Below are 21,975 nucleotides of genomic sequence, written 5' to 3' on the forward strand. Positions count from 1 at the left end.
CTCCTTAGACCAGCCCGAAGAATCGCATGAAAGGCCATAGGTCACAAGGATATTGCGGTCTTTGGTTGATAAAGGCCGCGTGTCTGCGGGAACGGTTCTTGTTCCGACCCCTGGAACGTACACTCAGGAGCGTAGTCGCCGATATCCCTTCGACATCGCTCTGCTGGGCGTGAGGCCCGGTCGGTCCATGACAACCGCCTCGATTGCCACGGCGGTGCCCGAAGTTCCCAAGCGGGAGCCATCCAAAAAATGGAGAACCGTTTAAGTGGACGCACAAGCGCATATCGGGTCGATGGCATCATCGCCGACTGCTGGCAGTGGCTGAGGCCATCTTGATGATTTCTCCGACGCCGATCCTGGTCCGCCCTGGTCAGCCGCGTCATATTCGTTCTTGCTGGCGATCCCAGGGTCGCTATTCGAAACGCTCGTCCCGGCCGCGGTCGCGCTGTGTCTCCCACCGCTGTTCCTCGGCAACCGCCTCCGTGAGGCCCTTCTTTGCTCGTTCGACAAAGCTGATCGCGGCGGCGTCGCCGCCAAAATCGAGATCATCCAGCATGCGCGCGTTCGACTCGATGATCGCGGCGCGCGAGCCACTCCACATCCGTGGCCGGAACCGCCGCAGAAATTCGGCCAGGACCTGTACCGGGTCAGGTGCTTTCTCCAGCACCAGCCGCGCGCCGCAGGGGTCCATTGCAACGGCGTTTTTTCCTCCGGCCTGCGGAACAACGTGATGGTCGCGGCGGCAACGGGATAGCGAATTGTGGGATCGGCTTCACACCATGCAACGAGGATATGGGGCTGCATCAGCCATGCGATCCGTCCATCCTCCTCACGTCGGCCTAGCAGGCAATCGCCTGCATGCAGCACCAGCGCTGGGCTCGTCGCTTTAAGGTGGACAAAGACGTAGCTGGCCGAATCTGAGCGAAAGTCCATCGCGAGCGCGGCGTGTAGCATCCGAAGCTGCGCGATCAGAGCGTCGGGAGTTACCACTTCAGCACCGGCTACGAACCAGTCGACCATGCGGCGCGCAATCTCGCGCGTAAAATCGCCGCTGGCCGAACCCGATGTCGATCCATCGAGAACCATGGCCAAGACGGCATCGCCGCGAATGCCGATTCCTGCATGGTCTCGGTTGTCGGCCGTCCGCGTGCCTTGCCAACAGTGCCACCGGATTTGCAAGGTCATGCCAATGTGCTGATCGCAACCAGCCGGTCGTAAACGATGTCGACACGGCCCGCCGGTCCGCGGATGTTGCCCTCCAGGAAATGGTCGAAGTTCGGATCGTCAAGCAGCGCCGCAATCTGTTCGGCGATATACTCCCGGATCTCCGGCTCGCTGCTCGCGACTTCCTCGACGATCTCTTCCCGCCCATCGACGAGAAGGAGAACGTCCTCGGCATCGCGGCTGCCGATGAGATCGCCTTCACCACGTCCGCGGTACGCCTCCAACTTAGTCGCCACGAACAGCTGCGGCGTGAGGCGCCGAATCTCAAGTGCCTCCTCCAGTTGTTCTGGTACAGCCGTCTCGATCCCCTTTGCGTACCAGCGATTGCTGAAACCCAGGATCGCCTCGTCGTCTGGCATGAAGTCGACCTTCAGCTCGCCGAGCTTCATGCGGCAAATGATGGAGTCGTCAGCCGCCTCGGTGAAGCCGCGTGCGCGCAAGCGCTCCATCAGTTCGGTCCATTCGGCGAAACCCGCGAGATCGACGATCAGGTCGACATCGTCAGTAGCCCTCACGCCTTCGAGAACGACGGGGTCGGTAATGTAGAGCGCTGTCGTGCAGCCGCCGACGAAGACCAGGCGCGCGCGCAGCTCGTCGCCGAGCGCCTCGGCGACGGCCTTCAACATTGCCTTCAACTGACCCTGGACCGTCATCCCAGCCTCTGGACGAGCAGGTCGGCGGCGTGCTTGCTTTCGCGCTGATTGCCGATGCGAATTGCGTCGATGAGGGCGAGATAGGCGTAGAGCCGGCTATCTGTCTCGCAGGCCTCCGGCACGCTTTTGAACAGCGGAGCGACCGATTGACCCATTTCTTTTGCGCGCGCGTAGGGCCAGACGTAGATGAGACTGCCGGCACTGTGCAGAGATTCACGCAGCACGGGTGCCGCGAACGCCGTCGGCAATCCGCGCTGCATGGCGCCAGGTTTCGCCGGAAAGACGAATTTCAGACCGTGTATGATGAACTCCCGCAGATGGCGCCGGCTCGGTTTGGGCCGGCCCGTCTTCCTGTCCTTGATCGCGAGGCCCGACGCGATGCTGCGCTTGAGCGAAGCGCCGATCTCCGTTTTGCTGATTCTGAGTGCGGCCTCGAGAGCGCGCACGGAATAGGGATCCACGCCTGCGGCCAACCCGACCGGCCGAGAGTCATGGCTCATATCCTTTGCGTCATCCTCCAAGCTCGCCAGCTTGAGCAGGACGACAATATCCTGGCCCTTCATCATGAGTGCCGTCCTCTGTCCTCGGACAGAGGACACTAAGCACTGCGCAGCCCTTCCTGTCAACGATCACGACTGCAAAACGGGTTGGTCTTGCCAGCGCAAGTTGCGCATCCGCGTTCTTTCAGCGTTGTCCACAGTCCCCGGACAGCGGACGCAGACGCCTGGCGGCGCACGCCAAGCATTCATGCTCCGGTCCGACACTGCCCGATTACCAAGAGCCGATGGCGACCGTCGCCGCAAGCGACAGCCGGGTTACCCGACCCTTCTCGTCTTGCATCGCGCAGGTCGGCATCTGTTTCGCGCGTCGTTTTCCGTACCAGGCCATCGCAACGTTGATCAGATCCTCGTTGAACCGCTTAGCGAGAAAACCGTCGAGCAATTTGTCCGTCAGAGCCGGATCCGGATAATACCGAAAATCGCCGGTGTGAACCAAGGCATCGAGGTCGGGAGCTTCTTCATCCAGGCGCCGTTGCATCATCTTGCGAGGCAGGTCGGCTGATTTCGGGAAATCAGCAAATGCCTCTCGATAGATTGGAGCCATGAAGTCAATAATATGAGTGTCGGTCTGGAGCCACACGTGGAATGCATCGGGCCCGGACACCAGCTGCCCATCCTCCAATTTCCCGAAGGTGGCAACCTCGCCGCCGCCGTCACCCAAGCAAAAGCAGAACGCACCACCTACGATCCGCGCTCTGATTTTATAGCACTGGTTGAGAATATAGCCGCCGACGGCCGCAAAGAAGAGGCATGCTCTCTCGGCGGTCGCCTCTGGCACGCCCTGAAGCACGCCATGGGTCACCTGATAGATGCGGTTGTATTCGCTAAGCGGCAGAAGGAACTTACCCATGAAACCTCAGTTTTTCGACGATCATAAATCACACTTGGCAAAATCTGTGTCGTCACCGGTGTCTAGTCGGATTCGAAATGGACAGGATCCTCGGCTATTAGATCTTGCAGGGTTGGTGCCGGCTTATTCGCGCTCGTGATTAGAGTTTGCGACCATAAGATCGACGTCTCATAAACTGAGCTGCACAACCATTCACCCTTCTCTTCGAACCAATGTTGCGCTTCAGGCAGCAAATCGAAGGAGACTCGATGGCGCGCGAAGGGATTATGAAAAACCTCAATCTCCGCCGTCCACGGCTCATAGCCGTGCGGCCAGAGCCCTCGATACTCGTCGCCGGTGACGTCGAGGCAGAACGGTATACCCCGCAGGGAGCCGGGCATTCGGTCGAAGAAATGTCCCAGTCTTGTGTAGCGATAACCCTCAGGCGCACCGCCGCCCGAGATTGCGACCCGATTGAGCTTCGAGATCGAGCAGGCATTGGAAAAGATGACAGCCGACAGTTCGGCGTGGCGATCATTGGCGAACAGCCCCGCCGGGAACTGCGTTGGCCCGAGCAGGTACTCAGCCGGCATTGGCACAGCTTGTTTTCGACCGTCCACCTCGGCGACAGTTGCGCCTGTGCCCTGCAAATAGCCAATCAAGCCTTCGCGGCTCCACATCATCGAACCGGATACATGAAAATCCGCGACTGCCAGGATGAACGGTTTTCCAATGACATGAGGAAGCTGATCGTATCGTCGTTCAAGCTTATTTCCGATGGTTTTGGCGAATCGTAGTGCGGCCGTGCCGAAGAATATCTCTTCTCTTTCGGTGGGCACATCCGCGAAGGGCGCGTTAACATGATTGTATGGCACCTGCGGATTGGCGGTGACGGCCTCGACCCAGGCCTCCTCGCCCAGACGATTCGCAATATGGAAATCCGGCGATTCAAACGGCTGTTCGACAAGCAGTCCTTGCTCCCGAAACCACGCGAGAAGGTGCGCTTCCCATAGGCGCGTGTGAAAATTGGTGGTCTGGCAGTCACTAGCCCAGTTGCGGTCAGGCTTCGGCATGGCGAGATAAAGCTGGTTCAACGACCACCCGGCGGGCCGACGCGCCGTTGTGGCAAGCAATCGAAACACCTCGCTTGGCTGCCGTCCGGCCAGATCGAATAGCGGAGGACGGCAGATGGCGCCGGCCGGCATCGGCTCCGGCGGCTGACCTTCAACGAGACAGGGCTCCAAAGCGTCACGCGCGGCGTCGATAGTTGCGAAGCCGCTTTCCTACGAGTGACGGTCCAGACCGAGTCCACCCGGCGTCGCATCAGAATGGCATTGAACGCGTCGGCGGTAGCGTCATGTGTGACGATACCGCAATTGCGACCGTCCGGACCGCCCCAGGCCGCAACCGGCGGTTCGGCACCGAAGTCGTGGCCGCGCGGAAGCGACAAGGCGTAAAAATCAAACTCCCATTGCGGGATTTTGCGCATCCATTCTCCTTTTTTTGCCTGTATCGGGTTTCAGCTGAGGCCTGCTTCAGATAGGCTGTCAGATCAAGTTTGGATTTCAGCGCCGGATTGAAATCCGGGTCATCAACCGCGTAGTGGACGATATCGGCGCGGTTCTGGGCTTCTTAAGGAAAGGGCAAGGGCGCAGCCGATTAGTAGATGGCGCGCCGCCTGCGGACGGCATTTGAACCGCGCTCGCTCGATTTTCTTGAGTCGCGCTCAAGGCGCTGGCGTTGCCATGTCGCGCTTGAACTGTTGGATCCAACTCGACACCATCGTCGAATAGGGCGCGTCCGGAGCAGCCATCGTGCCGATTTCCGCGATCGTGCGCTCTATGACAGCACGCAGACTGGCAATAGCCTTGTCTCGGATCGGCTGTTGCTCCAGCTTTGCCAAGGCAAGCGCTTCCAATGCATCCGCCGCCGCTGATACGCGTACGACAATATCTCCAAGCAGTTCGAGGCGCCGCAAGACGCGTGTGCGCTCTTGCACCAGGCTCAGCCGATTGAGCCCGTAGATTTGGATGGAGACGGCGCCACGCGGACTGATTCCGGCTGCGCGCGCTCCCTGCTCTATGTCCAGCGCCTTTTCAGAAAGGGTGGGGAGGGCGGCTGGTGCTTCACCAGGTTCCGGTATCGCGAACACAAGTCCGAGTGGGTTGGCGCGGTCGATATGGAACTGCAAATGCTCGGATGGAATGTCGGCGCACGGATTGAGCAACAGCGCGCGCTCCATGGTAATTGCGCTGGCTAATTGGCCTTGCGGGGGTTCGGTTGCCATCCGGACTCCCGAGACAGGGAAACAACTGTCCTTACCCGTCAAAATCGAGCGGAAGCCGCGCTGGCGTTGCCGCTCGAGAATGCCGGTCTGGCTGGTCAGCGTCTCGGGCGTCGGTTGGTAGCGACGGCGGTTACAGTCGATGCAGCTTGGCAACAGATTTTCCCAATCCGCAGCCAGCCACCAATAGCCGAGATGCCCGGACAGGTCCGCGACTTCGCCCTTGGGACGGAAATGCTCGATGTCGACTGGCGCCCCGACATCGTAGCGAGTCTCGCAATAGGCGCATTTTCCGTGGAACAGCGCTTCGAGTGCGTGGCGGACATCGTCCCCTTTATATGCTCCGAAGGAAAACGCCTTTTCGGGCAAGGGAGCGGTAGCGAAATGGGTTCGCGCGCGGCCAAGTTCGCGTGCGCCATTGCTATTGCCATCGAGCAAGCTTGCTGGTCCATTGATCGCATCGCGTTTGACAGCGCGCATCGGTCAAAGCCGCTCCAGCGCGGTGACGATGCTGGTTTTCGTCGCGTCGTTGAGTGCCTGCAAGCCGTCAGCCGACGTATCGCGGCGTTTGCACAGATAGCTTTCTACCGCGTCTTGAATGAGTCTTTCGACGCGCGTCGAACCGACGGGCAAGGCATGGATGATCTGACGCTGGAGTTTGGCACGCAGGGTTGCCAGCTTCTCGGCGGCGTCCGGGTGCAACCGACCTGCCTGCTCAAGCGCGAGCAGATCGCCGGTTTGCGCGAGGCTCTCCTCCATGTCGGCGGCATCGGTTGAGAACAGGTCGAACAGGTCCGAGGTAAGCAATTGCTCGACGGTCAGCATATCGATTACGGGCAGTTCGGCGAGCGGTTCCACGACTTCGGGCAGGGCACCCGGTTCGGGGTCGCGGCGCCGGATCCTGCGCAGCGCCAACACTTCATGCGATGCCATTCCGCGCAGGCACAGCGGATCGTGGGTCGTCACTATGAACGTCACATTGGGCAAGGACTGGCGCAGCCCCGACATGATCCGCATTTTCCAGCGCGGATGGAGATGCGCCTCGACTTCATCGATCAATACGATGCCCCGTGCCCGCGCAAGCGACGGACTATGCGAACCCTGTATATCAAGCAGGCCGCGCATAATGTCGCAGGCCATGGCCAGCACGGCGCGGAAACCCGAGGAAACCGCGATCAACGGCGTTTGGATGCTTGAGGTACTGCCATCCATCAATTCGGTCGCGATGGACAAGCAGAATTCGCCATCGTCGTCGGGCGCGATGACATCGAATTCCTGATCGACAGCCAGGATCGAGCGGAGGGCGCGGACGACTTCGGTGAACTGAGGTTTGCCATGTAACGAGGCGAGCCAGCGCTCTGGATTGGGTAGTACATAGGCCGGGTCGAACAACGACAAGATGCTGGTGCTCTCAAGCCGTCGCTTGTCGCTTCGCAAGAAGAAGCGAAAGGCGCCATAGGCGAACACGGGAATTCGGGGTGGTTCTATTTCCTCACGCTTGCCTCGCGGCCAGCTTGGTTCCACCCGCAATATCTCGGTACGGCCATCCTCATAGGCGACTTCGACCCGGCCTTTGCGGTTCGGCCCCTTGCCACCAAGAAATCGCGGGCCGAGCATGAATTGTGATGCTTCGCGCGAGAGTCCGCGGCGCGCCGTGTCGGATGCCAGGGCGAGAGCAATCGCTTCTAAGATTGAGCTCTTGCCGGTGGCATTTTCCCCGAGGATTATCAGCGCATTTGCTTTTAGCGCTTTGATATCGTTACCTGGGGGCGGTGGTGTCGGCAGGGGGACGGTCAGGCCTTCGATGCTTTTGAAGTTCTCGATTGTGAAGCGGACCGGCCGTGCGGCGGTGATCGATGGCGCGACGACTTTATTCGGTTCGGCAGTCAGCAGCGCGTCGATATCTTCTTCGAGCGTATCGTGTGCGGCCTGGAGATTCTCGCCGAAATTGGGGCGCCTCATGCGGGTGCGGTAGTAGGATTCGATGCGCTTGCTCGAGAGTGCCGGACGGGCGCCGCCGCCGCCGCCCAGCTTGCGGGCGAGCTGATAAAGCAAAAGGAACCAGCTGCCACCGTGCAGTAACTGATCAAAGTCGAAAAGACCTTCGGTGCCCTTGGCGGTATTGTTGGCCAATCGCTTGAAATAGCTACGTAGCGCCTTGCGCCGGGACGCTTCGACATCCGGGCGGTCAAGGTTGAAATGGCGCACGCTGAAGCGCCCGCGTTCGTCGATCCCGAACATTCGCCCATCGGGAAGGACAAGCAAACGCTTGCGAAAATCCTCACCGCCGGCTGGATCGAGCAAAATGGGTTTGTCCGTTGGCGGCACGCGCCAGGTGCCGGTCGGCTGTTCGGCGTAGAGTTCGATGTCGCGGCGATCGGGAAGCGGGCAGCGTTTTCCGCGTACCGGGAAAACCGAAGGTTCCAGGGGCATGCAGCCCGCACAGATCGGATAGATATTGTCCCAGGAATTGGCGAGCCAAGTGTAGTAAAGGTGCGCGCGATCACCATAATCGGTATGCGCGTCGGTTGTCGGGCCGGCTTCTTCGGTCGGACGAAATCGATAAGGCTGGGTCGGAACCGCGCACTCGCAAAACGCGCAGTGGCCATGAAACAGCCGCTCTAGCGATGCTTGGAGCTCGGGATCGTCTACCGTCAGGCCCTTCATACTGAAACGGGTCTGCGAACTGATCTCGGTTGTCGTTGCGAAAGCCGATCGCAATGCATCGCGCCCGCGCGCGGATCGGCTATCCGACAAGCAAGCGGGCACCGGTTCGTTATGCCGGTTGATATCGAGCATTGAAGTCCCCTCCGTACCCGCCGCACGAGGAAGTACCGCGAGCATCGGCACTATAGGCGATCGCTCGAGAAATACATCGTAGACAAGATTCCGATTCCGACTCATCTCCGCGATTGCCGGGTTGGCGGCCACGCCAAGTTTGGCTATGCTAGCATTGAGGGAAGGGGATGGACGACCAAATCCAAACAGAAGCTGAGCAAGTGACGCCCTTGCGGAAGCGAAAGGTCGACGGCACGCTATATTGTCGTCCTCCCGATATCGAGAATCTACTTGGCGTGCTCATCCGGATTGAAGAGGCAGAAGCCTTGGCGCGCGCGCGGATACGCTCGCGGAGCGCCCCGGGTTGGCTGCCTGGCGAATGCCTGATCCATATGATGCGGCGCGCGGGCCGGCGCGGCGAGCGCCGCGCCTATAACCAATGGTGCACCTTGGTGCTGGAGCGGGTCCGCGCTGCGTTGCCCCGAGCCGGCGACGCCAGTGCCAGATCGCGGACGCTCGAACTGGCCGAATATGCCCTGGACCGGTTTGTTGGCATGCTAGGCCCCGATCTAGTCGGATATGAGGACCGGCTGGATATCTGGGAAGCGCGCTTCGACCTCGCCTTGGCCAATCTGCGCCGCGACGCATTCCGGCGTGACTCCGTCGTCGATGACGAGCCCACCGAGACGGTGGCAATCGGCGATGACGAAGCGCTGCAGCTTGAGGTCGAGCGTGCACTAGGCGCGTTCAACCCCTTCGATCCTGCGTTGGAAACAGAAGACGATTTCCGAACGCGCGTCTGGGCGGCGATTGACGGGTTGCCAACGGAACAAAACAGGATTCTAACCATGATGCGCGAGGGACTGCCCGTGGGAAACGGGGTGGCAGGCGAGAACTCCATCTCGGGGATACTCGGCAAGACGCCGCGTACGATACTCAACCAAAAACTGCGTGCCTTTGCGGCGATCCGCAAAGCGATGGACGGAGCGGAGCTGTGAGCGCCGCTACGCCATCCCGCGACGACGTAGTCGAATCGTTCCTGATCGACAGCCACGAGGCTGGTGCTCTGCTGCGCTATTTGCGTGCCTATCCGGCTTTTGCGGTCGAGCTGATCGGCTTGGTGCACGAGATGCGTCGCGACATCCCCGACGCTGTCGAAGCGTTCACGCAGGAAGAACGTGCGGCAATCGATGCGGCGGTTCGTGTTGCGGGAAGCGCCTGGCCTGCAGCACCTGCCGGCAGCCAGGATCTTTTCGCGGTACTTGGTCCGGCGGACTATGGGCGTTTGTCGGTGGCACTCGACGTGCCACGCCAGGTCGTTGCGGCCATTCGTAACCGGCGTGCCATTCCTGAGACGATCCCGCGTGGTTTTCTGCGCCGGATGGCAGACGCGCTCAACGGCAGCATTGACGATTTGCTATTCAGCATGGGCGCGCGTTCGCTTGCTGCAAGCTTCAAAGCAGTTGAGCGGCCTGCGTCGGTTGCGCCGGTCAGTTTCGAGCAGATTTTGATTGAAGCACGCGTTCCGGAAGGGCGACGGCTTGCGATTATGGCGGAACGCGACTGATGGATGCTGTCGAGGTTGCGCGTCGGCGAGCGGCCTCGATTCACGCCCAGGCTTTACAGGAAGGTGCCGATCCGTGGTCACCGCTCGACCTCGTTCTCCGCGAGGTCGAGCGGGAAGGGTTTGCCGCAGAAGCGATTGAGCCGGGCGCCGCGCAGCTTGAGGGCGCACTCGCGATGTTCATGCCCGAGATCGGGCTGATCCTGTACAGCGATCGGGGCACGCCATTCGAACGCGCGCTTCTGGTGGCCCATGAACTTGGCCATGCGCTTCTCGGCGATGCCCTGGGTAACTGCGATGTCGATATCGACCGGTCTGTTGAAGGTGCGGCGGACGGGGAGGGGCGCGTGATCGCGCATGGTCCTCGTCAACGGCGCGAAATCCAGATGGACCTGTTCGCGCGCGAGTTGGTGCTACCGCGGCCATTCGTAAGGCGCTTGCATCTCGAGGAGGCGATGAGCGCCGCGCAGATCACCGCGCGGATGGGGGCGGAGCACGCTATCGTTGCACAGCAACTGCTTGATGCCTTGCTCGTGCCGGAGACTCCCGCGCTGAAATCGAGGCCGCGTCGTAAACTGACACGCGCGCAACAGGACGCTTCTGAGCATTTCGGAAAAGCTTACCTGCTTGAAGCTGGACCGGGCACCGGCAAGACCGAGACGCTTGTGCACCGCGTCGCATGGCTCCTCGCCAATAAGCCAGTTCTGCCGCGTGAGATTCTGGTGCTCACCTATTCCAACAAGGCAGCAGCCGAACTGTCGGAGCGGATTGCCGGCAATGACGCCGACGCGCTCGCGGCGATGTGGATCGGGACGTTTCACGCATTCGGACGCGACCTGCTCCACATATTCGGCGATATGGTCGGCCGGACGCGCAACCCTACCTTTCTCGACCGGGTGGGTGCTATCGACCTGCTCGAACATGAGCTGCCAACGCTTGGACTTCGTCAATTGGGAGATCGCTACGATCCAACAGAGTTGTTGGACAATGTGCTAGATGCGATCTCGCGGGCGCAGGACGAAGTCTGCGATGCGCCTCGATATGAGGCTCTTGCCGCTGCGGAACATGCACGGGCGCAGTCTGCGGTGGAGGCCGACCCGGACGCGAGGGCCGCGGCGGTGAATGCCGCTGAGGCTAAGCTCGATATCGCTGCTATATATCAGCGTTACGAGACGTTGAAGGACACGAACGCACTGGTCGACTTTGGCGACTATGTCATGCTTGCGGTGCGTTTGCTGGAAAATCACGAGCCCGCTAAGGCTTACGCACGCGCCTACAGCCACGTCCTTGTCGATGAATATCAGGACGTCAATCAGGCAAGCGTCCGGGTGCTCAAAGCGCTTTGCCCCGATGGCAACGGGCTTTGGGCCGTGGGCGATCCACGCCAGTCAATCTATCGGTTTCGAGGGGCATCCTCGCGTAATGTCGCTCGGTTTGCGCAGGATTTTCCAGGGGCGAGCGGAAGCGAACTCGTCCTCAATCACCGCTCGCGGCGCGAGATAGTCGATCTGCTGTCGCATTTCGGCAAGGGGATGGAGCGCGTACAAGGCGAGGGCGATCCGCCGCTGCGCCCCTATGAGAAACTGGGGCCGTTCAAAGGACCGTGTGGCATAAAGCCGGATCTGATCAGCTTCCCAGATACTAGCAAAGAAGCACCGGCGATCGCACAGATCATCGATCAGGCGGTCAAGTCTGGCGACCACTATCGCGACCACTGCGTGCTCGTATCAGGCAATGATCGCCTGGCCAAGATTGCCGCACAGCTCGAAGCGATGGGGCTGCCAGTACTTTATTTTGGCAGCTTGTTCCAACGCGCCGAAATCAAGGATTTGCTCGCGCTTTTGTCATTGCTGGTCGACCCGTGGGCGTCCAGCCTGCTGCGAACCGCGTGCATGCCGGAATTTCCGATGGCGATCGATGATGTCGCGAAGGCGTTGCGCCAGCTTCGTGATGCCGAGAATAGGCCCATCGATTGGATTGCTGACCCGGAAACGATTGCTGCAGGTCTGTCGTCCGAAAGCGGTGTGGGCCTGCGGTCGCTGGTCGGAATGCTGTCCTCGGTCGATGCCTATGCGCATCCTTCGGCCATTCTCGCTCAGTTGTTGCTCGATCATAGCCGCATCGCGGCGCGAATGGCTGCGCGTACCGACGCCAGCGGTGCGGCGGCTGCCTTGGCCGTATGGCAATTCATCAATTTCGTGCGTGGACAGCGCGGTGATTCCGGCAGTTCGATCATCCGGCTCCTCACCAGGGTCCGACGCTTGCTGCTGCTCAAGGAAGATCGTGAACTGCGTCAGTTGCCCGCCGCAGCGCAAGCGATCGATGCCGTGCGCCTGATGACGATCCACGGTGCGAAAGGGCTGGAATTTCCTACCGTGCACCTGCCTGGCCTCAATGAGGGAACGCTTCCCAAACCAGAGGCGCTCCCGCAGTTTCTGCCACCCGAAGGCATGGTTGCCCATCCGCGTGGGACCGTTGAAGCCGAACTGCGCGCGAGCCATCTGGAGGAACAGGATTGTCTCTTCTATGTCGCCCTTTCACGGGCCGAGGAGAAACTCCATCTCTATCGCGCCAAAACGAAGACCAACAATGTTGATCGCAAGATATCTTCATTCATCGCCAGGCTTGGCAATCAAATCGACACCCAGGATCTTAATCCGCAAAAGGCGTTGCCCGCACTTGCCAGCGATCTGCCGGTAGCAATCAGCTTGCCGCCGAACTGGCGGGTCGATGCCTGGACGCTCGATATTTACGGCAAGTGCCCGAGACGGTTTCTCTATACTCACCTCCTGCGAACCGGCGGCGGTCTGCATAAGACGGCGCTTCGCTTGGCTCATGACGCCGTTCGAGCGATCTGCGGTACGCTCGCGAAGGGCGACACCTTGCCCGATGTCGCTGACATCCGCGTCCAGGTCGCGGCGGCCTGCGCCATTCCGGAATTGGCCGATCACGGCAACGCCGCTGGATTCCAACAATTGGTCCTCGATTTGGTGCTGCGCTATTGCGCAACGCGCGACGGCAAGGCTTTGCAGGCAGTAGAAGTTATCGAAACCGTGGTCGGAACCGATATCGTCCTGGCGCAGGCCCATGAGGTGCTGGCAAACTCCCAGGGGACGATCCTGCGGCTCGTGCAGAGCGGGCATCACCGCGATGACAATGTCGATGCGATCGCGACGCGGGCGCTGGTTGTCCACGCAGCCGCCCGACCGGGCATGCGGGTTGAATTGCTCCATCTCGCCGACTCAGACCTGCCACAGGCGCTTTCCTTTAGAAAAGGGGAGGGGAAGCGGTTCGACACCAAATTGAACAGCGTCTTGTCGAAGATCCGCGCGGGTCAATTTCCCGCCGTTCCGCGACCCGAACGTTGCGCCCGATGCGCGGCCTTCCTGGTTTGTGACGCACTGCCTCCAGGTGCGCTCAATTGCACGTCGGATGCCGCCTAAAGCGCTGGATTTGACGCAAGCGAGCAACGGTTTCGGTGTGCATTCTATAACGCTTCGCGTCTCGCCATCTGCCCGGAGCAGCCCCCTAACGTCTCCCCGCCCAGTTTTCCGATCACTCGAACCACCCGCGATTGACCTGTCAGAGCCCGCAAGTGGCGGTGCCAGATTTGGAGTCGCAGATGAATTACGAACAGACGAACGGCGCCGCCCAGCTCGGCCCCGAAGACGGAATCGAAACCAGCCGTAGCGAGGCCTATCGCTTGCAGTTTGGTGAGAATGGGCTGGAGTTTCGCCCGCTGGCATTGCCGGACCCGGTGCCGGTCGGCCGGCAGATCCTCGAAGCAGCCGGCATCCGCGCGGTTGAGAATTGGGCGCTGATCGCCTTGCTTCCCAGTGGCGCGATGGAGGACATTCGGCTCGGCGAGCCCTACGATCTGCGCGGACGTGGTGCCGAGCAAGTCATCGCTTTCATGACCGACATCCTTTTCCGTGGGTTCCTGCAGGGACAGGACATGTTGTGGGGGCGGAAGGATATCCGCGGCGCAGAGCTGTATGCACTGGCCCGGCTACATCCCGGCGAAATGCTATATCTCGATGTGCCCGGCGGTACCGATATCCAGGTTGCCCGCGAGGATGTCATTGACCTCTCCGCACCCGGTGTCGAGCGCTTCATCGCCGGCCCTGCGGCGGTCCCCCAGGGGTTCGAGGTGCTAATCAACTATAACGGGGTGGTGCGCTCGCTCCGGGTAAGCCCTGAAGAGGCGATCGGCGCGGTGATCGCGGCGGCCCGGCCATTGTTCGGCAATCCGGGCGGCGAACTCGTGCTGGTCGATCCGAGCTTGGGCCGGATCCTGGAGCCCCATCACACGGTGGCGCAGGAAGGCGTCCAGCCGGGTGCCCACCTCCAGCTCCGCCCTCGTGCGGTCCAGGGCGGCTGAGATGCCGGTCCGCCTGAGCGAGCAATTGCTCGCCGAGACCTTCGGTCATCTACGGACCTGCGGAGATGGCCGAAGGGAATGCCAAGCACTTTGGGTCGGACCTTGGTCCGACCCAGACCGCATCAGCCGGGTCGTGCATCCTCGCCATAGTGCGAGTGCGGTTGGCTTTCGTCTCGAAGAAGCTTGGCTGACGGCATTCTGGTCGTCACTGGCCGAAGCGGGGGAGGGCGTCCGGGTACAGATCCATACCCATCCTGGCGCTGCCTTCCATTCCGCCACGGACGATGGCTTTCCGTTCCTGGCGACGCCCGGTTTTCTCAGTCTAGTCATCCCCCGCTTCGCACTAGGCCCGGTCGGTTTCGAAAAGGCATTTCTGGCGCGCCTCGACGTGGACCATTGCTGGCGTGAGGTTCCGATTCCAGACCATCTGGAGATTGTCTGATGTCCTTGTCCGATGCCTTGTCCCGCACCTTGTTGCTGATGCGGAGCGACCTCGATCCGAGCGCCGAGGACGCCCAGCTTGTCCATGCCCTGACGTCGGTGCGCGTCGTGCTCCATGCCGGCGGCGACGCGCTCGAAACCCATTCGGGGCAGACCGCGCTGGTTACTACGGCGCTGACGATGGCGCGCTCCGGACATGAGGTCTGGGTCGCCGCGAACGAGGTGGCAATGCTCAGGCCCCAGCCGCCTTTGGTGCAAGGCCCGCTGCTCCGCGCGCTTACCGACGCTGGCGACGATCTATTGCCCGGTCGTTCGATCAGGCTCGGTGCACCGCTTTCGGCCGACCTAGCGGTGACATTGGGGCAGGCGATACCCCTCGCGGTCGCGGATCGGGCGATCACCATCGATGCGACCGATTGGGCGACATCGCTATGCGATCAGCCTGGCCGATGGTCAGGCGGGGCATGGCCGCTTGGCGCGATAGCGGCGGGCGTTCTGGTTGCATCGGAAGCCTTCCGGACCGCCATGCGCAAGCTGGCGCATCACGCTGCACTTCCTGCTTATTTTGCGGACCTGCATGCTCCGGTGGGCAACGTCTCGTTCGCGCTTGCACCGGATAGCACACAGAGAACCATTGCATTGCCGGACTTCGACATCATCAGCGGTGGCGCGATCGCCAATGCTGCCTTGTTTGCGCTGGCTCGGATTCCAGGGATCATCGGCAAGGGCCGGGTGCTCGACGATGATCGATCTGCGCTCAGCAACCTCAACCGCAATGCGCTCCTACGCCGCAGCGCGTTGGATGCATACAAGGTTGCCGATCTGGCACGGCTGACCGGCAATATCACGCTGTCGCCTGAGCCGGTACGATATGTAGCAGGCATGGCCTTGGCGGATCATGTCTTGGTCGGCGTCGATGATATTCCGTCGCGTTGGGCTGCACAGGGGCAAATGCCGCACTGGTTGGGAGTCGGCGCGACCGAAGGCTTTTCGGTGCTCGTTTCCTCGCACGCTGCAGAACAGGCATGTGCCGGATGTCTGCATCCGGTAGCCGCTGCGTCTGTGGGGCCGATCCCGACAGGGGCATTTGTTTCCTTGCTGTCGGGGCTATTGCTGGCCGTCCGCTGGTTGCGGGCCATTGGACCGGAAGGTCCTGCGTTTTCCGATCAACAGCAGTTCCTCAATGCGCTGCGCCCGGAAGGATGGAGCTTCGGCGCTATGCCCTTGCTCGGCAATCGGGAATGCCCTGTTGGATGCGCCGCTTCGCTGATGCGCAAAGTTGCCTGACAGGGCGCATAACGGGGCCGGGCCTATAAATCGGCCCAACCCTTATTCATTGTGGCAGGATAATCTGCGTCATCACCGCTGCAATCGGCTGATGAATCCAATATTCGAAACGGGTTTTTCCAGTCACTTGCTCCAGCGCGCTGGCATAGAGCGCGACCTGGCCTGCAAAAGCACGCAGCCGATCCTCATCGAAACCGATCGATCCGGGGAAGCTCTTGTGGTCGATGATCGCATAGCCATCGCCTAGATCGACCAACAGGTCGAGCCGGCCGCCGAGAATCTGCAATCCTTGCACTGCATGGACGGGCCATTCGCTGTGCCTCGCTGCTTCGCCAAATTGAGTAGAGAGAAATGCACGCAACCTGTCGGCGATCTCCACCAGATCCACACCCCGAACCTGCGGAACTTCCCAGCGGGCCAGCATCGCCGTTGCGAGTGCAATCCGGGCGTCGATATCGCTTGCCGGATCATCGGCGGCGAGAAAGCGGTGTATGGCTTCACCGAGGCGCTGAAGGTCCGTATCCCCCGCCAGCGCAAATCGTGCACCGAGCGTCTGGGTCCCTGCGATCGTGATCTCGCCCTCGGCCAAGTGCTGATCGCTCGGGCGAATGCGCAAGGGTGGATGCGCCTGGGCAGCTGCGGGTTTCCGCCAATATAGCTCTCGGCGCGCGTCGCCAGGGTCGGCGAGCGCGCGGCCCTCGGGCTCGGCCCGGCGCGGGAAATTGACGGTGCCGACCTGCAGATCGGCGCCGGTCATGGCAATCAGCGGCGCGCCATCATCACTGGTGAGCTCGTCGAGCCAAGCGAGCGCGCCACCCGTTGTAGCCAGCCCCAGATGATCGCGCGCGCGGGTCATGCCGACATAGAGCAAGCGGCTGCGCTCAAGGCGTTCCTCTGCCAGAGCAGCGATGCCCTGATTGGAATCTGGCGCAAGCATGTCGAGCCCGACATCCTTTTGCTGTTCACCATAGGGCCAGGGCCAGAAGCGCAACACGCGCTGGGCGAGGGGCGTGTCCCAGGCAGGCGGTGATTCGTCCTCTGCGCTGAGCCCGAAGGGCGATCCTTTGGCCGCGGCGTCGAGCTCGGTCAGGATCACGATCGGCCACTCCAGGCCCTTGGCGCCGTGGTAGGTCAGGATATTGACGGCATCAGGGTGGCGGCTCTCGGGCTGGCGGGCATCCTTGCGCGCGGCGATCCATTCGCAGGCGCCGGCGAGCGTAGCGGCCTGCCGTTCGGCATGCTGCTCATCCTGATACAGCCCAATCAAGTCGCGCAATGCCTCGAGATTCTGCAGCCTTTGTTCTGCATCGCCCCAACGGGTGAGGGTTTCCAGCACGGTGTCGGCGTGGAGAATGGCATCGAAGGTTTCGGCCGGCGTCAATTGGGCGGTGCGGTCGCGGATCGCAACCAGGGCCGCGGTGAAGGGAAGCCCAGCACACAGTCTGGCCTCCGCATCGGCCTCAAAAACCGCCGCGAACCAACTGTCATCGTCGCCTGCTAGGCGAGCGATTTCGGCCAAAGCGAGGGTGTCGCTGGGATCGGCCACCCAACGCAAAGCCGCGAGTACGAATTCGGTTTCGGGCCGGTCGAGCAAGCCGGGGCGCTCAATCGCGACCCGAATGCCGTAGGCTGCAACCGCCGCGGCAAGATCGGTAACTTGGGCATTCCCGCGGCACAGCACGGCGATATCCCCGCCGCGCGCTTTTCGCAGGCTTCCGTCCTTGTTGCTGACCGGCCATGCGCCAGGCTCACGCAACAATCCTGCAATGCGGCTGGCGAGCATCGCCGTGCGCTCTTCCTTCTTTTTCCCGGTCATCGTCCAGGACGACAATGCCGGCGGCATGCCCTCCCCGTCGCTCCGCGCGCAGCCGTCAAAAGCGACTTCGTCGATCGTCATGCCGGCGCGAAGCATGTTGGGTGTGATAGAGGCGTTGACGAAATTGGCGAGCTCCGGCCGCGTGCGCCAGGATCGACGCAGATACTCGGTCTTGCCGCCGGTAGCTTTGGTGATTGCCTCTGAGGCAGCGCTGGTAAGCGCCGGATCGGCATCGCGAAAGCCGTAGATGGATTGCTTAGGATCTCCGACCCACAGATTGCGGCCGGCGATTTGCGAAAGCGCCGTGAAGATTGCGATCTGGATCGGGCTTGAGTCCTGAAATTCGTCGACAAAGACGGCGCCGATGGTTTCGCGCAGCCGCTCGGCATTTGCTGGCGACTGGATGATCTCCAGCGCCAGCATTTCCTGGTCGACAAAGTCCAGCAGTCCGCGGGCCTTCTTATACTCGGCATAAGCGGTCATGCACCGCATCGCGCAATCGAAGACAAGATCGATATAGGCGTTGATATCGGTTCGAAGACCTGGGTGGCGGGGGTGGGTCACCGCTGCCGCGATCACCCCGGCGAATAAGGCTGCATCGGCTTTGGTCGTGCCAAGCTTGGCAAGCCGCGCCCAATCAGGCCATGCGATACGCTCGCCCGCGGCAAGGGTGCGCAGCGCCTTCTCCACGATGGGCACATCCTTGTTCAGCGTACCGGCTTTGAGCAGCGCGCGGTTATCGTTCACCTGCGCGATGCAAGCCTGCAATGCTGCAGTGAGAGCATCGTCCAGACTCTTCCCGGTTTCGCCAGCACCAGCGGCCGGCAGCAACGCGATCAGGCTGGCGGCCGAGCGCGCAGCGGAATGCGCAAGCTTGCCAGGGGCGATCCCGTTGGAACGGGCCATATCGACGGCGCGCCGGACCTCGTCCTGCCAGCCCCGCACGCTTCGCCCCGGCAGCACATAGCCACGCGCTTGAATCCCGAAACGTTCGGCAATGTCCGAAATCGCCGGCCCGCATTGTTCGATCACCGCGCCAACCGCACGATCGAAAATCGCGGACTGCCGGTCTTCGGCGATTATTTCGCTCACCGGCGGCCGACCCATTTCGAACGCGAACTCATTTATGAGCGCGCCGCACACCGAGTTGACCGTACCGATACGGGCGGACAGCATGGCGGCGCCAAGGTCCGGTTTTCCGAGCTCGATCAGCTTTGCGCGGATGCGGCCTGCTAATTCAGCCGCTGCCTTTTTGGTAAACGTCGTCGCCAGGATGCGGTGGGGAGGCGTGCCCGCTAACACTTCGTCGACGATCGCCTCGACGAGACGGTAGGTCTTGCCGGTGCCTGCGCTTGCGATGACCGTATCGACCTGGTTTTGCACATTTTTCTCCATCATGTCAGGCCCCGCACGCGGCAAAGCGTGGCATAGTCGCACCATTCGCAATGCACCTCGCGGGTAATCGCAAGGTCAGCCGGCATCAGATGGGCGACGCCTTCGACGCCGGTTGCGAGGAGTTGCCCGGTCTCCGCATGCTGGGACCAGGTCTTCCATCCCTCCAATATGGCCTGCCAGGTTGCCGGGAAACTGCGGCTTCCCTCGACTTCCCGGCCGATCAGTCCATTGCCTGCCAGCGTTGCGAACTGTCGTTGGTTAAGGAGGAAATAGCCGGCGCGATATGGTTGATCGGGCGCCACCAACGCGCCGTAGGTGGCCAACTGCACTGCGCGGCCGGAGGCCAGTTCGTCGATTCGTGATTTTTCGCTGCGCGTCCATTTGAGATCGATGACGACCGCATTGCCCTTGGCATCGCGTGCGACGAGATCGATTGCGCCGCGCATCGCAAGCAGTGTTTCGAATTCACCGCTTACCTGCTGCTCGGTCGCTTCGACCGTCAGCCCATTCTCGGCAAGACATTGTGCGAGGGTCGCCATGGCAGCAGGCAGGCGCCGCCGCGCGAGATTGAGGGCGTCAGCGAATTCCGGATGGCGAAGCGGCGCCGCGAGCTGGTCGATGCGCACTTCAAGCAGTCCCTGTGTCTTAGCTGCCGCCACTCCCGCCTCGGGCGGTGCGCCGGGTTGAAATATCTCGCGAGCAATCGCGTGGGCGAGATTGCCGAGCAGCTGGTTTCCGTCGGGGATGGACCGGACGCGACCCGCCCGGAGCCCCGCGACGTGACGTAGTGCCCAAAGCAATTGGCAGGAGAACAAATTCTCGAGGGAAGTCGCGGACTGGGCGCGGCCTGCAAGCTTGGTGGTAAATCCAGGCGGCGTCACCCAGGCGAATTGCGGCGAAGCGAGTGGCCGCAGCGCTGTGGCTTGCCTGGCAAGCTCGACACCGGAGAGCAGAAGCGCGGGCGCTCGCAGCGCAGCTTCCAGATCGGTGCGAACCGCGAGTTGGTCGAGCGCCGGCTTGAGGCGATGGGCAAGCGGATGCAGGCTGTCCTCGGCATCGCAGTTGAGTCCGCCTGCCACCAGAAGGACACGCTCGCGCGCATTCAGGATCGCGCGCTCCCAGGCGGCGCTGGCTGCCTGGGCGGCGCGGTTGATGGCGTCCACCGGACAATCGGCGGCGACAAGCTCTGCGCGCTCCGCATCACTCCATGGGGCCCGCTCGCTCCCTTCCGTGGTCGCGCTGAAGTTCCACCACACAAGCGTCGATGCAGGCGCCCATACCGATCCTGGATGCTGGACACTACGCCAGCTGGCGGCTTCGGCGATCGCCCCTGGATTGACTTGCCCACGGTCAAGCGCCTGATCGATGATGCGTTCGACGAGCAGCCGGGGCAAATGATCGCGGCCAAGCGCAGCCAACGCGCCGCGCACGTCGCGCGCCAGCGCAGCGGTGGCGGCATAGAGCGGGTCTTCGTTGATGCCGTATCGGCTTCCCGCCCAAGCATTGACGAGATCGCAGATCTGGAGAGCCTGACTGATCGGCATCCCGCTTTCCGGGTTGGCCGTTTCGGGCTCGGTCCATGCGCGCCAGCGTGTCAGCCGGGGCTCGATCCTGGCTATTTCGTCTGCGTCGGTTCCAGCCCGATCGCGCTCCGCGTCGCCAATCGCCTGCCAGGCCGTAACCCATTCCTGACCACCCCGGCCTGGGGCGGCTTCGAGCGCTGCCGCCAGCCGCCGCGCGACCCGTGGCGCAACTGGCGAATTGGGGAACACCAGTATTTCGAGGATCGCGCGGGCATCGAACGGCGCCCAATGTGCCTTGAACGCAAGGAGCAGCAATTGCAGCGACCCGCGATGAACCGAAGTTTTGCTCCGTCCGGCGCGTGGCTGGCCGGCTGCCCCCAGCCCATGATCGAGCATCCCGGTGTCGCCGTCTTGCGCGACGAGCGCGATCGCTTCATCCTTGCGGCTGGCAAACCAGTCTCCGAGGATTTCGGCCGCAAGTGAGGCGCTCGCGCAGGATGCCAGCGTCACGCTCTCATCCGCCGCGCCCAGCTCCGTGTCCGTGCCGAGCATCCAGCGCTGAAGCCGGCCCAGCGCCGTTTCCGCGGCTGCTGCCGGGATTGTCGGGACACGCTCAACGACTGTCCCGAGTTCCTCCAGGCGATAGATCAGGCGGCGAATCGCTGCAGGACAGAGTTCCGGATCGTCGATTATCCGGAAATGCGTGATCGCAGCCACCGCGCGCGGGTGGAGGGCGGCAAGAACGGCGACTATCCGGTCGTTCAATCCGCGCGGCAAATCGGTCGCCGCAGCCGAAGCTACGGCCAGGTCTGCTAGGCGCGGGGATTGCCAGGACAAGTCGTCGCGCCAGCCAAGTCCGACCAAATCATCGCGCCAGGCGAGCAGCGTTCGTGCAGTAGACCAGGAATCCACGACCAGCGAACGCGACCAGAAATAGCTGCCGCCCAGGTTTTCCAGCCGAGACTGGAAATGGGCGATGCGGACGACCTGCGCGGTCGCGGGGCCGCCAAGCCCCAATAGCGTTTCGAGGATGTCGACCAGTCCGATCGGGCCAACAACCGGTTGCCCCAAAGATCCGGCTGCGTCGCCGCCATGATCCGGCCAGGCACCGCCATCAGCCCACAGGCCGAAAACTATCTTCATTGTAGACCCTCCACTATGGTCAGCATGTCAGCAAAGAGTCGAGTTTCGTAACACATGTTTCCACCGAATCTGATCTACTACCCGCCGTTCGAACCAT

At 61.8% G+C, this 21,975-nt stretch carries 16 protein-coding genes; 6 read left to right on the forward strand and 10 right to left on the reverse strand.

All coding sequences use genetic code 11. From position 1 onward, the window contains the following. Window positions 1-412 precede the first annotated feature (412 nt). From ACZYHG_RS36915 to ACZYHG_RS36950, 8 genes are all read right to left on the reverse strand, one after another. Window positions 413-691 carry a hypothetical protein gene (locus ACZYHG_RS36915; RefSeq protein WP_464615523.1) on the reverse strand — a complete coding sequence of 93 codons (279 nt, stop codon included), beginning with the start codon at window positions 689-691 and terminating at the stop codon, window positions 413-415. A 490-nt stretch (window positions 692-1,181) separates the two neighbouring features. Continuing rightward, window positions 1,182-1,850, reverse strand: a complete 669-nt coding sequence (locus ACZYHG_RS36920; protein WP_464615524.1) for a hypothetical protein — start codon at window positions 1,848-1,850, stop codon at window positions 1,182-1,184. Between the two features lie 23 nt (window positions 1,851-1,873). After that, the gene (locus ACZYHG_RS36925; protein ID WP_464615533.1) at window positions 1,874-2,440 is read right to left on the reverse strand and encodes a hypothetical protein; all 567 of its coding nucleotides are present in this window, start codon (window positions 2,438-2,440) and stop codon (window positions 1,874-1,876) included. 208 nt (window positions 2,441-2,648) lie between these two features. Then, complete coding sequence (locus ACZYHG_RS36930) at window positions 2,649-3,287, reverse strand: DUF2026 family protein (RefSeq protein WP_464615381.1); 639 nt, start codon at window positions 3,285-3,287, stop codon at window positions 2,649-2,651. Between the two features lie 62 nt (window positions 3,288-3,349). Continuing rightward, window positions 3,350-4,360 (reverse strand): hypothetical protein, encoded by a 1,011-nt coding sequence (locus ACZYHG_RS36935; protein ID WP_464615382.1) that lies wholly within the window; start codon window positions 4,358-4,360, stop codon window positions 3,350-3,352. Beyond that, the gene (locus ACZYHG_RS36940) at window positions 4,357-4,755 is read right to left on the reverse strand and encodes a hypothetical protein (RefSeq protein WP_464615383.1); all 399 of its coding nucleotides are present in this window, start codon (window positions 4,753-4,755) and stop codon (window positions 4,357-4,359) included. The genes ACZYHG_RS36935 and ACZYHG_RS36940 overlap by 4 nt, the downstream gene beginning before the upstream one ends. 237 nt (window positions 4,756-4,992) lie before the next feature. Then, on the reverse strand, window positions 4,993-5,919 hold the full coding sequence (locus tag ACZYHG_RS36945) for an HNH endonuclease family protein (protein WP_464615384.1): 927 nt from the start codon (window positions 5,917-5,919) through the stop codon (window positions 4,993-4,995). Between the two features lie 114 nt (window positions 5,920-6,033). Continuing rightward, window positions 6,034-8,349, reverse strand: coding sequence for an AAA family ATPase (locus tag ACZYHG_RS36950; protein WP_464615385.1), 2,316 nt, complete (start codon window positions 8,347-8,349; stop codon window positions 6,034-6,036). Window positions 8,350-8,516: 167 nt separating this feature from the next. Here ACZYHG_RS36950 and ACZYHG_RS36955 point away from each other — a divergent pair, with 167 nt between their 5' ends. From ACZYHG_RS36955 to ACZYHG_RS36980, 6 genes are all read left to right on the forward strand, one after another. Next, window positions 8,517-9,326 (forward strand): hypothetical protein, encoded by an 810-nt coding sequence (locus ACZYHG_RS36955; RefSeq protein WP_464615386.1) that lies wholly within the window; start codon window positions 8,517-8,519, stop codon window positions 9,324-9,326. Beyond that, window positions 9,323-9,895 carry a hypothetical protein gene (locus tag ACZYHG_RS36960; protein WP_464615387.1) on the forward strand — a complete coding sequence of 191 codons (573 nt, stop codon included), beginning with the start codon at window positions 9,323-9,325 and terminating at the stop codon, window positions 9,893-9,895. The genes ACZYHG_RS36955 and ACZYHG_RS36960 overlap by 4 nt, the downstream gene beginning before the upstream one ends. Then, window positions 9,895-13,335, forward strand: coding sequence for a UvrD-helicase domain-containing protein (locus ACZYHG_RS36965; protein WP_464615388.1), 3,441 nt, complete (start codon window positions 9,895-9,897; stop codon window positions 13,333-13,335). Before ACZYHG_RS36960 ends, ACZYHG_RS36965 begins: the two co-directional genes overlap by 1 nt. A 179-nt stretch (window positions 13,336-13,514) precedes the next feature. Next, a complete protein-coding gene (locus tag ACZYHG_RS36970) occupies window positions 13,515-14,273 on the forward strand; it encodes a multiubiquitin domain-containing protein (RefSeq protein ID WP_464615389.1) in 759 nt (252 codons plus the stop codon). Window position 14,274: 1 nt separating this feature from the next. Next, window positions 14,275-14,715 carry a hypothetical protein gene (locus tag ACZYHG_RS36975; protein ID WP_464615390.1) on the forward strand — a complete coding sequence of 147 codons (441 nt, stop codon included), beginning with the start codon at window positions 14,275-14,277 and terminating at the stop codon, window positions 14,713-14,715. A 107-nt stretch (window positions 14,716-14,822) separates the two neighbouring features. Then, window positions 14,823-16,001 (forward strand): hypothetical protein, encoded by a 1,179-nt coding sequence (locus ACZYHG_RS36980; protein WP_464615391.1) that lies wholly within the window; start codon window positions 14,823-14,825, stop codon window positions 15,999-16,001. Between the two features lie 46 nt (window positions 16,002-16,047). Here ACZYHG_RS36980 and ACZYHG_RS36985 read toward each other — a convergent pair whose 3' ends face one another. Continuing rightward, window positions 16,048-19,215: a UvrD-helicase domain-containing protein gene (locus ACZYHG_RS36985; RefSeq protein WP_464615392.1), complete on the reverse strand. Its 3,168-nt coding sequence runs from the start codon at window positions 19,213-19,215 to the stop codon at window positions 16,048-16,050. Next, window positions 19,212-21,878 carry a PD-(D/E)XK nuclease family protein gene (locus tag ACZYHG_RS36990; RefSeq protein WP_464615393.1) on the reverse strand — a complete coding sequence of 889 codons (2,667 nt, stop codon included), beginning with the start codon at window positions 21,876-21,878 and terminating at the stop codon, window positions 19,212-19,214. The genes ACZYHG_RS36985 and ACZYHG_RS36990 overlap by 4 nt, the downstream gene beginning before the upstream one ends. Between the last annotated feature and the right edge of the window lie 97 nt (window positions 21,879-21,975).

The organism is Mesorhizobium subarcticum, assembly GCF_055456085.1.

What these genes read in the sequence shown, in the direction of transcription:
- ACZYHG_RS36940 (WP_464615383.1), bottom strand. Translation starts at nt 4,755, where the DNA reads ATGCGCAAAATCCCGCAATGGGAGTTTGATTTTTACGCCTTGTCGCTT.
- ACZYHG_RS36930 (WP_464615381.1), bottom strand. Translation starts at nt 3,287, where the DNA reads ATGGGTAAGTTCCTTCTGCCGCTTAGCGAATACAACCGCATCTATCAG.
- ACZYHG_RS36955 (WP_464615386.1), top strand. Translation starts at nt 8,517, where the DNA reads ATGGACGACCAAATCCAAACAGAAGCTGAGCAAGTGACGCCCTTGCGG.
- ACZYHG_RS36920 (WP_464615524.1), bottom strand. Translation starts at nt 1,850, where the DNA reads ATGTTGAAGGCCGTCGCCGAGGCGCTCGGCGACGAGCTGCGCGCGCGC.
- ACZYHG_RS36915 (WP_464615523.1), bottom strand. Translation starts at nt 691, where the DNA reads ATGGACCCCTGCGGCGCGCGGCTGGTGCTGGAGAAAGCACCTGACCCG.
- ACZYHG_RS36990 (WP_464615393.1), bottom strand. Translation starts at nt 21,878, where the DNA reads ATGAAGATAGTTTTCGGCCTGTGGGCTGATGGCGGTGCCTGGCCGGAT.
- ACZYHG_RS36950 (WP_464615385.1), bottom strand. Translation starts at nt 8,349, where the DNA reads ATGCTCGATATCAACCGGCATAACGAACCGGTGCCCGCTTGCTTGTCG.
- ACZYHG_RS36925 (WP_464615533.1), bottom strand. Translation starts at nt 2,440, where the DNA reads ATGAAGGGCCAGGATATTGTCGTCCTGCTCAAGCTGGCGAGCTTGGAG.
- ACZYHG_RS36970 (WP_464615389.1), top strand. Translation starts at nt 13,515, where the DNA reads ATGAATTACGAACAGACGAACGGCGCCGCCCAGCTCGGCCCCGAAGAC.
- ACZYHG_RS36975 (WP_464615390.1), top strand. Translation starts at nt 14,275, where the DNA reads ATGCCGGTCCGCCTGAGCGAGCAATTGCTCGCCGAGACCTTCGGTCAT.
- ACZYHG_RS36965 (WP_464615388.1), top strand. Translation starts at nt 9,895, where the DNA reads ATGGATGCTGTCGAGGTTGCGCGTCGGCGAGCGGCCTCGATTCACGCC.
- ACZYHG_RS36985 (WP_464615392.1), bottom strand. Translation starts at nt 19,215, where the DNA reads ATGATGGAGAAAAATGTGCAAAACCAGGTCGATACGGTCATCGCAAGC.